Here is a 14,586-nt window from a genome sequence, read left to right as displayed (position 1 = left end):
CCCGGACGGTCCGGGGCCCCTGGTTCAGGCCTCCATCACCACCGGGACGATCATCGGACGCCGCTTGGTCTGCTGGTTCACGAAGCGCCCGGCGGCGCGGCGGACGTGGCGTTGCAGGTCCTCGATCGTGGTGGCGTCGTGCTGGAAGGCGTCCTTGATCGCGTCACGCACCCGCTCGGCGCACTGCTCGAGCAGGTCCTCGGCCTCGGGGGCGTACACCCAGCCCCGGGTGATGATCTCGGGGCCCATGAGCACCGCCCCGGTGGTCACGTCGACGCCGACGATCACGACGACCACGCCCTCGTCGGCCAGCACCCGCCGGTCGCGCAGCACGCCGTCGCCGACGTCGCCGATGATCCCGTCGACGTAGAGGAACCCGGCCGGCACCTGACCGCTGCGACGCAGTCCCTCGGCGTCGAGGGTGAGCTGGTCGCCGTCGAGACAGACCATCACGTTGTCGGCGGGCACCCCCATCGTACGGCCGTGGCGGGCGTGGGCCATGAGGTGGCGGTACTCGCCGTGCACCGGCACGAACCACTCGGGCCTGGTGATCGAGAGGAGGAGCTTCAACTCCTCGGCCTTGGCGTGGCCGGAGGCGTGCACGTCGGCGATGCCGGAGTGGACGACCTCGGCCCCGGCGCGCAGGAGGCCGTCGATGACCTTGGAGACGTCCTGCTCGTTGCCCGGGATGGGGTGCGAGCTCATGATCACGACGTCGTTGTCGGACAGCTTCAGCCACCGGTTCTCGTTGGCGGCCATGAGGGCCAGCGCCGACATCGGCTCGCCCTGGGACCCGGTGGAGATGATGCAGACCTTGGCGGGGTCGAGGTCGGCGATGTCGTCGATGTCGCGCAGGCGGTGGTCGGGGATCTTCAACAGGCCCATCTCGCGGGCCAGTCGGACGTTCTTCTTCATCGACATGCCCATGGTGGCCACGGTGCGGTCGAAGGCCATCGCCGCGTCGGCGATCTGTTGCACGCGGTGGACGTGGCTGGCGAAGCAGGTGGTGATGATCCGCCGGCCCTCGTAGGCGTGGAAGAGGTCGTAGAGGACGCTGCCCACGGTCGTCTCCGACGCCGAGTGGCCGTGCTCGTCGGCGTTGGTGGAGTCCGACAACAGGAGCCGTACGCCGTCGGTGCCGGCGATGGCGCCGATGCGGCCGAGGTCGGTGAGTCGACCGTCGACAGGAGTGAGGTCGATCTTGAAGTCGCCGCTGTGGAGGATGACCCCCTGCGGGGTGTGGAACGCGGTCGCGAAGCCGTGGGGCACCGAGTGGGTGACGGGGATGAACTCGACGTCGAACGGACCGATGCGGCGCCGTTCGCCGTCCTTGACCGGGACGAACTCGGTGCGGTCGAGCAGCCCGGCCTCCTCGATGCGGTTGCGGGCGAGGCCGAGGGTGAGCGCCGACCCGTAGATCGGGAACGACAGCTCACGGAGCAGGAACGAGAGCGCCCCCGTGTGGTCCTCGTGGCCGTGGGTGGCGATGCAGCCGACGATGCGCTCGGCGTTCTCGTGCAGGTAGGTGAGGTCGGGTAGTACGAGGTCGACGCCGAGCATGTCGAGGTCGGGGAACATGAGGCCGCAGTCGAGCAGCATGATGGCGCCGTCGACCTCGATGCAGGCGCAGTTGCGACCGATCTCGCCGAGCCCTCCGAGGAAGGTGACCTTGACGGGTGCGGGCGTGGCGGTGTCAGCCATTCGTGGCCTCGGGCATGTGCGGACCTCGTGTCGGGGGGAGTGGGGATCGGCGGGCGCCGGGTCGACGTCGACCGGAGGGCGTCACGCCGGGTAGAGCCGCCGGTGGACCTCGAGGGCGCGCGCCTCGAGCCCCTCGGGCGGCGGCCCGGCCGGCGGGCGGCAGTGGCCGGCGGGCCGGCCGAGGGCCCGCATCATGGCCTTGGTGGGCAGCGGGTTGGGGGCGAGGTCGCCGGTCTCGAACTCGAAGCTCTCGATCATCCGGGTGTTGAGCTCGATGGCGTGGGCCACATCGCCCTTGGCGTGGGCGGCGATCATCTCGGCCATCACCGGCGCGCACCAGTGGGTGGCCACCCCGATGACCCCGACCGCGCCGACGGCCAGGAGGGGCAGCGTGAGGGGGTCGTCGCCGGAGTAGACCTCGAAGCCGTCGGGGGCGGCGGCGATGAGCCGGGCCGTGTCGCCGGGGTGGCCGGCGGCGTCCTTGAGCGCCACGACGTTCGGCACCTCGCGGGCGAGGCGCAGGATGACCTCGTCACTGATCTTGCGCCCGGTGCGCACGGGGATGTCGTAGAGGACGACGGGCAGGTCGGTGGCCGCGGCGACCTGGCGGAAGTGAGCCTCGATGCCGGCCTGGGAGGGACGGTTGTAGTACGGCGTGACCAGCAGCACGCCGTCGGCACCGGCGGCGGCGGCCCGGCCGGTGAGCTCGGCGGCGTGGCGGGTGTCGTTGGTGCCGCTGCCGACGATGATCGGGGCGTCGACGGCGTCGCGGACGGTGCGCCACACGGCCACCTGCTCGTCGTCGGTGAGGCACGACGCCTCACCGGTGGTGCCGGTGACGACCAGTGCGTCGTTGCCCTGCTCGACGAGCCAGCGGGCCAGCTCGGCCGTACCGTCATGGTCGACGTCGCCGGCATCGTCGAACGGCGTGATCATCGCCGTCATCACCGGACCGAAGCGGGGCATGACGGCGAATCTACCAGTGACCCTGTTCGGGCCACGCGAGGGATGGGGTCAGGAGGAGACGGGGTCGGCGTCGGTGAGGGCGAAGGCCTCGTAGTCCGAGCCGGTGTCCTCGGCGTGCTCGAACTCGATGACGCCGAGCTCGGTGAAGCGCTCGCGCAACCAGCCGTCGCCGGCGTCGAGCAGGCCGAGCTTGCGGCAGTTGGGCACGATCTTGGTGAACAACATCTGCTGGAAGAGCTGCTGGTCGGGCGTGGCCATGATGACCGAGATGGCCTCGTGCACCGGCACGCCCATGCGCTCCCAGACCTCCTGTTGGAGGAAGCGGTCGCGCATGCGCACGGCCGCCTCGAAGGCGAACTCCTGGCGTTCGCGGATCTCGGCCTGGGTGAGCCCGGCGTAGAACTCCTGGAGCGACAGCACCCCGAAGGCCACGTGGCGTGCCTCGTCGCTCATCACGTAGCGCAGCAGCTGCTTGAGGAGCGGCTCGGTGGTCATCTGGTGCATGAAGCCGAACGCCGCGAGGGCCAGGCCCTCGACCATGATCTGCATGCCGAGGTAGGTCATGTCCCAACGGCTGTCGGCCACGATGTCGTCGAGCAGCAGGCGGAGGTGGGCGTTGACCGGGTAGCTGCCCGACAGCTTCTCGTCGAGGTACTTGGCGAACACCTCGACGTGGCGGGCCTCGTCCATCACCTGGGTGGCGGCGTAGTACTTGGCGTCGATCCACGGCACGGTCTCGACGATCTTGGCGGTGCACACCAGGGCGCCCTGCTCGCCGTGCATGAACTGGCTGAGCAGCCAGTTCTGCGACTCGATGCCGAGCTGGAGCCACTCCTTGTCGCCCCAGCTCTCGAAGAACGTGCCCTCGACGTCGAGGTTCACGCCGCGGTTGTTGGCGACGGCGTTGGCCTGGACGACCTGCTCCTGGTCGACGTCGAGGTGCCACGGAAGGTCGGTCTGGCCGTTCCACTGCGAGGTCTTGGCCTTCTCGTAGAGCCGCTCGAGCGCCGGCCGCGCACCCTTGGCGTAGTCCCAGGTGAAGATGGTGTCGGCCTCGTTGGCCACGGTGTGGGCCAGCGCGTCGACGTCGTGGTTGGTGATCTGCAGGATGGCCTCGAGGTCGTTGATCTCGGTGCGGCCGATGAGGTGCTCGGTGCTGGTCACGGTGGCTCCTGGGTGGCGGAAGGGTTCAGGCGGGGACGCCGACGCGCACGCCGGGCAAGAGGTAGGTCTCGACGAGGTGGCGGACACGGACGGGGTCGGTGAGCACGAGGAGGTCGTGGGGCTCCTGGAGGTGGGACAGGACGAGGCGGGCGGCCCACTCGGCGACCGCTTCGGCCTCGTCGGCGGGAAGGAAGCGCCGGAAGTGCCCTCCGCCCCAGGCCGAGACCGAGGCGAGCAGCGGGGCCGCGCCGTCGAAGGAGATGAAGGGCATGATCACGCCGGGCTCGTCGGCGAGGAGGCGTTGGAGGGCGGCGTGGTCGGCCAGGTGCACGGCGGCGCCGTTGACGGCGTCGACCACCGCGCCGGCGAGGTCCGCGGCGGCGTCGATGCGGACGCCGAGCTCGTCGAAGAGGGTGGCCACCTCCTCGGCGACCACGGCGCGCAGCAGCCCGCGCCGCCCGCCGGGGACGATGCGGTAGATGGAGGCCCGGCCGCATCCGGCCGCGGCGGCGACGTCCTCGATGGTCGTCGCCCGGAGGCCTCGGTCGGCCACGCAGTCGCGGGCGGCGCGCAGGATACGGGCCTCGAGGGCGGGGCCGGCGAGGGGTTCGGGTGCGGGGGTCGGCCGGGCTGTGACGGGGATCACCCTTGAGACACTACGCCCCCGGCTGTCTCATGACAAGACAGTCAGCGCGGAATTGTCTCGCGTCTTCGCGCGTTCCGTGTTCCGGGGTCACTGTACGTGGGAAGCCAGCCGGCGGACGGGGGTCAGCTCGGGGCCAGGACCCCGGCGAGGAACTGGGTGCGGACGAGGAGCGCCACCTGGTCGGGGTCGTCGAGGTCCCATCGCCCGGGACTGGCCATGTAGGACAGGAACAGCCGAGCGAGGTGGTCGGCGGCCTCGTCGACGTCGCAGTCGGCGCGCACCACACCGGCACGCCGGGCCCGCGCCAGCTCGGTCCCGATGTAGCCGGTGATCCCTTCGCGCACCAGCGCCGTCGTGGCCGACAGCTCGCCCAGGACCGCCTCGGGCTCGGTGCGCAACAGGCGCTGGAGCAGGCCGTGCTCGGTGATCGAGCGCCGCCCCACCGCCAGGCCGGTGGCCACCTTGCCCTCGAGATCGGGCTCGGCGTCGACCGCCCGGGCCAGGTCCTCGAAGAACGACGCCACCTCCCAGCCGACCGTCTCGGCCATGAGCTGGTCGCGTCCGCCCGGGAACGTCCGGTACAGCGTGGCTCGCGACGACCCGGCGGCACGGGCGACATCCTCCACGGAGGTGGCCCCGAGCCCGGCGGACTCCACACAGGCCCGGGCGGCCCGGTAGAAGCGGACCCGCCGCTCGTCGGGATCCACCCGCGACGCCTCGGCCATCAGCTCCCGACCGTCGTCGCCGTCTCGGTGTCCCCCGCCTCGGCCTCGACCGTGTCCGGGGCAGCCCGGTTGCGGGCCACCCGGCGCAGCATGAGCACGTAGACCACCGTGGTCAGCGTGGCGAAGATGAACCACTGCCCGGCGTAGCCGAGGTGGGGTCCCTCGCTCAGCTCCGGCGCGGGCACCGGGGTCGGGGTCTGGTCGGGCTGGGCCGGTTCCTGCACCCGGAGGTCGACGTAGGCGGGGATCAACGGCGAGGTCACCTGCTGGGCGAGGCGTCCCACGTCCACCCGCGAGAGGGTGCGCAGCCGGCCCTCGCCCGGATCCTGGGGGCTCGACACGATGCCGCCCGTCGAGCGGACCTGGGGCTCACGGACGAGCCCGGTGACGGTGACGGTGCCCGTCGGGGGCGCGAAGCGGTCCCAGGGCCCCTCGGGCTGCACGGCGAAGGGCACCCATCCCCGGTTCACGGCGACGGCGGTGCCGTCGGCCTGCACCAGGGGGGTGAGCACCCAGTACCCGGGAGCCCCCTCGTAGGAGCGGTTGCGGATCAGGACCTCGTCCTCGGGCCGATAGGTGCCGGTGACGGTGACGGTCCGGAACCGTGCGGCGGCCACCTCGTCGTCGGTGCTCGCCACCCCCGCGGGCAGGACCTCGGCGAGCGGTGCGGTGGGCAGGTCCTGGGCGGCGAGCACGGCGGCGTTGGCCGCTCGGCGCTCGTCGAGCCGGCTGAGCTGCCAGAACCCCGCCCAGATCATCGCCACGACGCACGAGCCCACGAAGAGGTGCGAGAGGATCCAGCCGGGCTTCAGGGCGAAGCGGTACACGTGACCAGGCTAGGACCGGGCCCCACCGGCTCACGAACCGACACGGCGACCGGCGACCGCGGCCGTTCAGACGGTGGGCAGCTCGTGGTCGGCGAAGCGGTCGCGGAGGTCGCGCTTGGAGAACTTGCCGACCGAGGTCTTCGGCACCTCGTCGATGAAGACGACGTCGTCGGGCAACCACCACGACGCCACTCTCCCGTCGAGGTACTCGAGCAGCTCCTCCCGGGTGAGCGTCGCGCCCGGGGCCACCACGACGCAGGCCAGCGGCCGCTCGCTCCACTTTGGGTGCTTCACACCGATGACGGCCGCCTCGGCCACGGCGGGGTGGCCCATGATCTCGTTCTCGAGCTCGACCGAGGAGATCCACTCGCCGCCGGACTTCACGACGTCCTTCGTGCGGTCGACGATGCGGAGGTACCCCTCGGCGTCGCACGTGACGACGTCGCCGGTCCGAAGCCACCCGTCGTCGGTGAAGGACTGCGGCGAGCGGTCGTCGTCGTAGTACTCCCGGGCGATCCACGGCCCCGCCACCTGGAGCTCGCCCCGGCTCACCCCGTCCCAGGGGAGCTCGGCGCCGGTCGTCTGGTCGGCGACCCGGAAGTCGACACCCGGGGCGACGAGCCCGATGGTCGACCGGAGGTCGGCCTTGGCGTCCTCGTCGAGATGGTCGAGAGTGGACTTGACGCGGCAGATCGACGCCACCGGGCTGGTCTCGGTCATCCCCCACGCCTGGAGGATGGGCAGACCGATCTTCTCCCGGTAGGCCTCGGACAGCGACCGGGGCACCGCCGATCCTCCGCACGGGACGGCGCGCAGGCTCGACACGTCGTGGCCGTCGAGCGCCCCGAGCACCCCCATCCAGATGGTCGGCACCCCGGCGGCGACGGTCACCCGCTCGCGCTCGATGAGCGACACGAGCGCCGGGGGCGACAGGTCGGGCCCGGGCATCACGAGGGTGGCGCCGGCGGCCACGCCGGCGTGGGCGAGACCCCAGGCGTTGGCGTGGAACATCGGCACGACGGGGAGGATGACGTCGCGCTCGCAGGCGCCGAGGCTGTCGGCCATCATCACCCCGGCGGTGTGCAGCCAGGTGGAGCGATGGCTGTAGACCACCCCCTTCGGATGGCCTGTGGTGCCGGACGTGTAGCACATCGACGCCGCCTGGTCCTCGTCGTCGACGCGGAGCTCGGCGGGGGTCGCGGCGGCGAGCAGGGTCTCGTAGTCGTGGACGGTCACCCCCTTGGTGTCGGCGGGCAGCTCGCCTCGCCCGTCGTCCATCACCACGATGTGACGGACCGTGGCGAAGGTGTCGACGATCGGCCAGAGCAGGCCCAGGAGGGACCGGTCGGCGAAGATCACCTCGTCCTCGGCGTGGTTCACGACGTAGGTGAGCTGCTCGGGGAACAGCCGGATGTTGAGGGTGTGCAGCACCCGTCCGCTGCACGGGGCGGCGAAGTAGAGCTCGAGGTGGCGGGCCGTGTTCCACCCGAAGGTCCCCACCCGGCCGTCGGCGCTGATGCCGAGGTCGTCGAGCACCCCGGCCAGGCGCCGGGTGCGCCCGCCCCACTCGCGGTAGGTCACGCGGTCGGTGCCGTCGGCGGTGGCGGTCACCACCTCCTTGTCGCCGAAGAGCCGCTCGGCGCGCTCGAGGAAGTGGGTCAGCACCAACGGTCGGTCCTGCATGAGCCCCTGCACGTGCGCCCCCTTCGGCGGTCCCACCCGGACCGCAGCCGTCGGGGCGAGCGTACGTGAGAGGATTCGGCCTTGCCCGAGAGCACCCCCACCCCCTCGGCGACCCCGCTCCGGCGCTCGCGGCTGGCCCTCATCCTGGGACCGGTCGCGGTGATGGTCGTGATGACCCAGGTCGCCGACGCGCTCTGGCCGGACCTGGTGACCTCGGCGCCGGAACTGCTGATCGCGCTGAGCTCCCGCAACCGCTACCTGGTGCTGGTCACCGGCCGCATCGACGACTGGGCGTACTACCTGATCGGCACGGCCCGCCTGATGGCGCCGGACCCGTTCCTCTTCGCGCTGGGCTGGTTCTACGGCCCCGCGGCGCTGAAGTGGATGGAGAACCGGACGCCGACGGTGGGCAGCATCATGCGGCGCGTCGAGAAGCTCTTCGTGCGCTTCGGCCACCCGCTGGTCGTGCTGATCCCCAACAACTACGTGTGCGTCATCGCCGGAGCGAGCCGGATGTCGCCGGGTCTGTTCTTCTTCCTCAACCTCACCGGCACGGTGGGCCGGCTGATCCTGCTGGCCTGGGTGGGCGACGTCTTCAGCGCCCCGATCGACTCGGTGCTCGGATGGATCGCGGACTACCGGATCCCGCTGCTGGTGGCGTCGATCACGATCGTGGCTCTCGGTGCCGCCGCCGAGGCCCGCCGGGGCCGCAAGGGCATGGACGCCCTCCACGAGCTACAGGCCGAGGACGACCCGCACCACACCGACCCCGACCCGACGGCAGCCGGGCCGGCCACATCCGATGCCGAGCCGGCCGGCGCGTCCGACGCCGATCCCGGGGGCCCGGCGACGCCTCAGACGTAGGTCGGGCGCACGTCGTTCCAGAACCCGAGGCCGGCGATCACGATCAACAAGACGCCGGACAACGCCCCGATGGTGCGGTGGTGGCGTCCGAGGAACCGGGTGATGGCCTGCTGCTTCGGCGCGGCCAGCAACGGGAGCAGGACCAGCGGCCACCCGAACCCCAGCGAGAACCACAGGAAGTAGCGCAACGACTCGACGAGGGCGCCCGACCCGCTCACGCTGCCGACGACGAACGCCGAGACGATGAGCGGGCCGGTGCAGGGCAGCGTGAGCGGAGCGAGCAGCATCCCGTAGACGTAGGCGGTGGCGGCGGGGTTGCGCAGGATCGGGACCTGCGTGCTCGACAGGCGGGCGAACGGGTTGCGCCCGGCCAGCATGGCGATACCGAGGACGAGGACCAGCCCGTACATGAGCGGCAGGAGCCACACGAGGACGTCGGCGACGCTGCGCTGGATCTGGTGGAACAGGAAGCCGATGGCGATCATCACGGTGACCACCCCGCCGAGCACCAGCAGGCCGAGCCACTTGGTGACCCACGCGTTGCGGGGGTTGGCGCTCTGGTTGGCGAAGAGCACGAACAGCCCCGGGTACAGCGGGAGCATGCAGACGTTGCCGAGGATCGCGGCGTTCCCCAGCGAGAACGCCTCGAAGAACTCGTCCACGTGCCGGCTCAGGCGCCGCGCACGGCGGCGACGATCGCGTCCTCGCTGATGCCGCCGGTCTTCATCTCCCCGGGGGTCCCGTCGGCGGCCACCACCACGTGCGGGGTGCTCGGCGGGTTGGCGGCGCTGGTGCCGAAGGCGTCGACGAACGCGGCGAGCATCTCGTCGCTCATCACGGCGAAGCGGATGTTGTCGAAGCCGTTGTCCTTGGCGTAGTCGGCCACCTCGTCGGAGGAGAGGTCGGTCTCGACGCTGAGGGCCAGGACCACCGCCTCGTCGCCGAGCGTCGCCGCGGCAGCCTGGGTGCGGCCGAGCTGGGACCGGCACGTGGGGCACCACGTCGCGAAGTTCTCGACGAACAGCGGCCGACCGGCCAACGAGGCCAGCGTGAAGGTGACGCCGTCGACGTCGGTGATCTCGATGGTCTGCCACGGGGCGAAGTCGACGGTCGACGCCGCAGGGGCCGGCGGGGCCTCGGTGGGGCCCGTGGCCGGCGCCGAGGTGGTCGGCGCCACGGTGGTGGGTGCAGGTGCCGTCGTCGGGGCGGCCGCCCCGTCGTCGGAGGAACTCGAGCCGCAGGCCGCGGCCACCAACGTCAACGCCGCCACTGCAGCAACCACTACCGGCCAGTGCCTCTTCGCACCCACGACTCTCCTGTCCTGCCCGGCGCTTCCGGGACCCGACCATCCCAGCACCCCCGTCGGCGGCCGCCACGCCACCCCGGGTCGAGTTTCGGAAACGTTGCGTTCCCCGTTGGCCGGCCTACAGGTCGAGCAGGGCGTCGAGGCCGACGGTGACGCCCGGGCGCTCGGGCACCGCCTTCACCGCCAGCACCACGCCTGGCATGAAGGAGTCGCGGTCGTAGGAGTCGTGGCGGATGCTGAGCGTCTGACCGGTCGTGCCGAGGACGACCTCCTGGTGGGCGACGAGGCCGCGCAGGCGCACCGAGTGGATCCGGATGTCGGCGGGTCCGGCGCCGCCGCGGGCCCCGGCGACGACCTCGGTCGTCGTGGGGTCGGGCGCCCAGTCGGCGGACGCGTCGGCCATGCGGTCGGCGGTGAGCATCGCCGTGCCCGACGGGGCGTCGATCTTCGCATCGTGGTGCAGTTCGATGATCTCGGCGGTCTCGAAGTAGGGCGCGGCGATCTCCGCGAAGCGCATCATGAGGACCGCCCCGATGGCGAAGTTCGGCGCGATCACGCAGTTGCTGGACGCGAAGGCCCGCTCGAAGGCGTCGTAGTCCTCGTCGGAGAAGCCGGTGGTGCCGGCGACGGCATGGATGCCGTGGGCGGCCAGCCAGAGCAGGTTGGCGCGGGCGGCCTCGAGGTGGGTGAAGTCGACGGCCACCTCCACGCCGGCCTCGACGAACGCCTCGGCGCTCTTCTCGATCTGCCACGACCGGTCGACGCCGGTGACCTGGCGAAGGTCGAGCCCGGCGTGGTGCGGGTCGACGGCGGCGACGAGGTCGAGGGCGGGGTCGGCAGCCACTGCCTGGCAGACGGTTCGGCCCATCCGCCCGCCTGCCCCGAAGACCCCCACGCGCAACGTCACGGGGCGAATCTACGGCTCACCGCGAGCCCACGCCATCGGAGAGGGCCCGGCGACGCGTCCCGGACGGGGGGCGCCCCCGGCGGCGTCAGCCGAGGACGGCGAGACGGGGGTCGGCGTCGGATGCGAACGGCCCGACCACCGAGACGGTGCGGGGACCCCCGAGGACGGCGCCGAGCACCCGCTGCACGTCACCCGGGGTGACCTCGCGGTAGCGGCGCAGGTGCTCCTCGACGGGGACGACCTCGTCGACCGCCACGACGGCGTTGCCGAGTCTGGCCATGCGGCTGCCGGAGTCCTCGAGCCCGAGCAGCATCGAGCCCTCGAGGAACCCGAGGGCGGTGGCGTGCTCCTCCTCGGTGATGCCGTCGGCGACGAGCGAGTCGAGCACGCCCTGGACCACCCGCCAGAGCTCGTCGACCTTCTCGGGGGCGGCACCGGCGTAGACGATCAGGCTCCCGGCGTCGACGTAGGAGGACGGGGCCGAGAAGACCGTGTAGGCCAGGCCGCGGTCCTCGCGCACCTCCTGGAACAGCCGGCTCGAGAGACCCCCGCCGAGGACGTGGTTCGCCAGCTTCAGGGCGTAGCGGTGGTCGTCGCCGTACGGGAGGCCCCGCCAGGCCATGGCCACATGGGCCTGCTCGGTGGGCCGTTCGACGACGGCCAGCGGTCGGGGCGCGGCGACGGGAGCGGTGCGGGACGGCGCCTCGCCAGGGGCCCGGTCGGCCATCAGCCCGGCGACGGCCTCGACGACGTCGGCGTGGTGCAGGTCGCCGGCGGCCGCCACCACGAGGTTGGCCGGGCGGTACCAGCGGTCGTGGAAGGCCACGATGTCGTCTCGGCCCATGGTCTCGACGGAGTCACGGGTGCCGAGCGTCTCCCGACCGAGCGGGTGGTCGGGGAAGAGGTGCTCGTAGAGCGTGGTGAACACCTGGTCGTCGGGGGTGTCCTCGCTCATGAGGAGCTCCTCGACGATCACGTCGCGCTCGGCGTCGATCTCGTCGGGGCGGAAGGCGGGGCGGCTGACGATGTCGCCCAGGAGGTCGAGCCCGAAGTGCAGGTCCCGAACCGGCAGGCGGAGGTGGTAGGCGGTGTGCTCCCGTCCGGTGTAGGCGTTCATCTCGCCGCCGACGGCGTCGACGGTGGTGGCGATGGTGCGCGCCGAGCGGGTGTCGGTGCCCTTGAACAGGAGGTGCTCGAGGAAGTGGGACGCCCCGGCGACGTCCTCGGTCTCGTCGCGCGATCCCACCGCGAACCACAGGCCCGCGGAGACCGACCGCGCCTCGGGCATGCGTTCGGTGACGACACGCACACCCGAGACCAGATCGGTCCGTTCGACGTCGGGCTCGCCGGCGAGCAGGCCCGGGAAGAAGGGTTCAGCGGCGACGGCCGCCACCCCCGCCGCCACGCCGGCCACGGCCGCCGGAGCCGCCGTCACCGCCACGACGCTCGGCCGCGGCAGCCGGCCCGAGGTCGCCGAGCTCACCGGCGATCTCGTCGTCGAAGGAGTCCTCGAACGAGACGTACTCGCGCTCGGCGCCGTTGCCGGCGTCGGCCGCCGGTGCCTCGGCGGCTGCGGGGGCCGGGGAGTCCGACGAGGCGCTCTCGCCGCCACCGGCGACGGGGTTGGCCAGCGACAGCGACACCTTGCCGTTGGGGTCGACATCGTCGACGCGGACCTCGACGGTGTCGCCGAGGTCGAGGACGTCCTCGACCCGGTCGATGCGCTTGCCGCCACCGATCTTGGAGATGTGCAGCAGCCCGTCACGGCCCGGGAGGATGTTGACGAACGCCCCGAACTTGGTGACGTTGACGACCCGACCGGTGTAGGTCTGGCCGACATCGGCGGTCGGCGGGTTGAGGATGAGGCGGATCTGGCGCTCGGCCTCGGCCACCGCGCCGGAGTCGGTGGAGCCGATGCTGACCCGGCCGACGCTGCCGTCGTCGTCGACGCTGATGTCGGCGCCGGTCTCGAGCTGGATGGCGTTGATGACCTTGCCCTTCGGGCCGATGACCTCGCCGATCTTGTCCATCGGGATCTCGAAGCTGACGATCTTCGGGGCGGTGGCACCGACCTCGGGGCGGGGCTCGGCGATGGCGCCGGCCATGACCTCGAGGATGGCGAGGCGGGCCTCCTTGGCCTGCTCGAGGGCCTGGGCCAGCACGTCGGCGGGGATGCCGTCGATCTTGGTGTCGAGCTGGAGGGCGGTGACGAACTCCGAGGTGCCGGCGACCTTGAAGTCCATGTCGCCGAACGCGTCCTCGGCGCCGAGGATGTCGGTGAGGGTCGTGTACTTGCCGTCGGCGAACACCAGACCCATGGCGATGCCGGCCACCGGGGCCCGCAAGGGCACGCCGGCGTCCATCATCGACAGGGTGGAGCCGCACACCGAGGCCATGGAGGTGGAGCCGTTGGACGACAGCACGTCGGAGACGGTGCGGATGGTGTAGGCGAACTCCTCGGGCGTGGGCAGCACCGGCACGAGGGCCCGCTCGGCGAGCATGCCGTGGCCGATCTCCCGGCGCTTCGGGCCGCGCATGAAGCCGGTCTCACCGGTGGAGTACGGCGGGAAGTTGTAGTGGTGCATGTAGCGCTTGCGGGTGACGTTGCCAAGGGCGTCGATCATCTGCTCCATGCGGGGCATGCCGAGGGTGGCCACGTTGAGCACCTGGGTCTCGCCGCGCTGGAACAGCCCGGAGCCGTGCACCGACGGGAGCAGGCCGACCTCCGCCGACAGCGGGCGGATGTCCTTCGGGCCGCGACCGTCGATGCGGATCCCGTCGTTGACGATGCGGCTGCGGACCACGGCCTTGGTGACCGACCGGAACGCCGCCTTGAGCTGCTTCTCGGCGCCGTCGAGGTCGGTGAACTGCGGGGCCAGCTCGGCGACGAGCTCGTCGCGCAGGGCCGCCTCGGCGGCGAGGCGCTCGGCCTTGTCGGAGATGACCTGGGTGGCGGTGATGGCGTCGCGCTTGGTCTCCATGGCCGCGAGGACCTCGGGGGCGTAGTCGACGCTGACGCCGTAGACCATCGGCTCCTTGACGCCGACCTGGGCCATGAGCTGGCGCTGGGCCTCGATGGACGCCTTGATGTGGGCCTTGGCCTCCTGGAGCCCGGCGGCCACGACGGACTCGTCGACCTTGGGGGCGCCGTCCTGGAACGCCGGCCACGAGGCCTCGGTCCCGCCGGCCTCGACCATGGAGATGGCGACGTCGCCGTCGTCGAGGGCCCGGCCGGCCACGACCATCTCGAACGTGGACTCCTCGCCCTCGTCGTAGGTGGGGAAGGCGATCCAGTCGCCGTCGGCGGTGTAGGCCAGACGCACGGCGCCGATGGGCCCGTCGAACGGGATGCCCGAGAGCATGAGCGCCGCGGAGGCGCCGTTGATGGCGATGACGTCGTGGGGGTTGACGAGGTCGGCGGCGAGCGTGGTGCCGACGACGTGGACCTCGTTGCGGAACCCGTCGGGGAAGCAGGGGCGCAGCGGGCGGTCGATGAGGCGGCAGGTGAGGATGGCCTGGTCGGGGGCCTTGCCCTCCCGCCGGAAGAACGAGCCGGGGATCCTGCCGGCGGCGTACATCCGCTCCTCGATGTCGACGGTGAGCGGGAAGAAGTCGGCGCCCTCACGGGCGGACTTGGCGGCGGTGGCCGTGACGAGCACGACGGTGTCGCCGAGCTGGACGGTGACGGCACCGTCGGCGAGGCCGGCGAACTTCCCGGCGCTGAAATCGATGGTCTTGTCGTCCTCACCCGGCACGGGTGCGGCGACGGTGATGGCGTCTGCCATGGGTTCCTCCTG

13 protein-coding genes are annotated in these 14,586 nt (G+C 71.6%); 1 reads left to right on the top strand and 12 read right to left on the bottom strand.

Annotation, left to right across the window (positions count from 1 at the left end; all coding sequences use genetic code 11):
* Positions 1 to 24: 24 nt before the first annotated feature.
* The 7 genes from MUE36_03745 to MUE36_03715 form a co-directional block, all read right to left on the bottom strand.
* Complete coding sequence (locus MUE36_03745; protein ID MCU0310039.1) at positions 25 to 1,701, bottom strand: ribonuclease J; 1,677 nt, start codon at positions 1,699 to 1,701, stop codon at positions 25 to 27.
* 81 nt (positions 1,702 to 1,782) lie between these two features.
* Positions 1,783 to 2,667 carry a 4-hydroxy-tetrahydrodipicolinate synthase gene (gene dapA / locus MUE36_03740; protein ID MCU0310038.1) on the bottom strand — a complete coding sequence of 295 codons (885 nt, stop codon included), beginning with the start codon at positions 2,665 to 2,667 and terminating at the stop codon, positions 1,783 to 1,785.
* Positions 2,668 to 2,715: 48 nt separating this feature from the next.
* Positions 2,716 to 3,831 carry a ferritin-like domain-containing protein gene (locus MUE36_03735; GenBank protein MCU0310037.1) on the bottom strand — a complete coding sequence of 372 codons (1,116 nt, stop codon included), beginning with the start codon at positions 3,829 to 3,831 and terminating at the stop codon, positions 2,716 to 2,718.
* Between the two features lie 25 nt (positions 3,832 to 3,856).
* Positions 3,857 to 4,477: a TetR/AcrR family transcriptional regulator gene (locus tag MUE36_03730; protein MCU0310036.1), complete on the bottom strand. Its 621-nt coding sequence runs from the start codon at positions 4,475 to 4,477 to the stop codon at positions 3,857 to 3,859.
* A 122-nt stretch (positions 4,478 to 4,599) separates the two neighbouring features.
* On the bottom strand, positions 4,600 to 5,202 hold the full coding sequence (locus MUE36_03725; GenBank protein ID MCU0310035.1) for a TetR/AcrR family transcriptional regulator: 603 nt from the start codon (positions 5,200 to 5,202) through the stop codon (positions 4,600 to 4,602).
* Entirely contained in the window at positions 5,202 to 6,029 is an 828-nt protein-coding gene (locus MUE36_03720; GenBank protein MCU0310034.1) for an SURF1 family protein, read from the bottom strand. The genes MUE36_03725 and MUE36_03720 overlap by 1 nt, the downstream gene beginning before the upstream one ends.
* Positions 6,030 to 6,095: 66 nt before the next feature.
* Complete coding sequence (locus MUE36_03715) at positions 6,096 to 7,724, bottom strand: long-chain fatty acid--CoA ligase (GenBank protein MCU0310033.1); 1,629 nt, start codon at positions 7,722 to 7,724, stop codon at positions 6,096 to 6,098.
* A 69-nt stretch (positions 7,725 to 7,793) separates the two neighbouring features.
* On the opposite strand from MUE36_03715, the gene MUE36_03710 reads away from it, so the two are divergent.
* Positions 7,794 to 8,576: a hypothetical protein gene (locus tag MUE36_03710; GenBank protein MCU0310032.1), complete on the top strand. Its 783-nt coding sequence runs from the start codon at positions 7,794 to 7,796 to the stop codon at positions 8,574 to 8,576.
* Here MUE36_03710 and MUE36_03705 read toward each other — a convergent pair.
* From MUE36_03705 to MUE36_03685, 5 genes are all read right to left on the bottom strand, one after another.
* Positions 8,567 to 9,238, bottom strand: a complete 672-nt coding sequence (locus tag MUE36_03705; GenBank protein ID MCU0310031.1) for a hypothetical protein — start codon at positions 9,236 to 9,238, stop codon at positions 8,567 to 8,569. The genes MUE36_03710 and MUE36_03705 overlap by 10 nt on opposite strands.
* A gap of 8 nt (positions 9,239 to 9,246) precedes the next feature.
* Positions 9,247 to 9,858 carry a TlpA family protein disulfide reductase gene (locus MUE36_03700; protein ID MCU0310030.1) on the bottom strand — a complete coding sequence of 204 codons (612 nt, stop codon included), beginning with the start codon at positions 9,856 to 9,858 and terminating at the stop codon, positions 9,247 to 9,249.
* 142 nt (positions 9,859 to 10,000) lie between these two features.
* On the bottom strand, positions 10,001 to 10,789 hold the full coding sequence (gene dapB, locus MUE36_03695; protein ID MCU0310029.1) for a 4-hydroxy-tetrahydrodipicolinate reductase: 789 nt from the start codon (positions 10,787 to 10,789) through the stop codon (positions 10,001 to 10,003).
* Between the two features lie 85 nt (positions 10,790 to 10,874).
* Positions 10,875 to 12,224, bottom strand: a complete 1,350-nt coding sequence (locus MUE36_03690) for an insulinase family protein (GenBank protein MCU0310028.1) — start codon at positions 12,222 to 12,224, stop codon at positions 10,875 to 10,877.
* Positions 12,163 to 14,574 (bottom strand): polyribonucleotide nucleotidyltransferase, encoded by a 2,412-nt coding sequence (locus MUE36_03685; protein ID MCU0310027.1) that lies wholly within the window; start codon positions 14,572 to 14,574, stop codon positions 12,163 to 12,165. The genes MUE36_03690 and MUE36_03685 overlap by 62 nt, the downstream gene beginning before the upstream one ends.
* Positions 14,575 to 14,586 lie beyond the last annotated feature (12 nt).

The organism is Acidimicrobiales bacterium, from assembly GCA_025455885.1.
GTDB lineage: Bacteria > Actinomycetota > Acidimicrobiia > Acidimicrobiales > Acidimicrobilacustridaceae > Rhabdothermincola_A.
This window is presented reverse-complemented; position numbering and strand designations above follow the sequence as displayed.

Bases quoted from the DNA above. Each gene is read 5' to 3' on its own strand.
- MUE36_03745 (MCU0310039.1), bottom strand. From the start codon at position 1,701: ATGGCTGACACCGCCACGCCCGCACCCGTCAAGGTCACCTTCCTCGGA.
- dapA (MCU0310038.1), bottom strand. From the start codon at position 2,667: ATGCCCCGCTTCGGTCCGGTGATGACGGCGATGATCACGCCGTTCGAC.
- MUE36_03725 (MCU0310035.1), bottom strand. From the start codon at position 5,202: ATGGCCGAGGCGTCGCGGGTGGATCCCGACGAGCGGCGGGTCCGCTTC.
- MUE36_03685 (MCU0310027.1), bottom strand. From the start codon at position 14,574: ATGGCAGACGCCATCACCGTCGCCGCACCCGTGCCGGGTGAGGACGAC.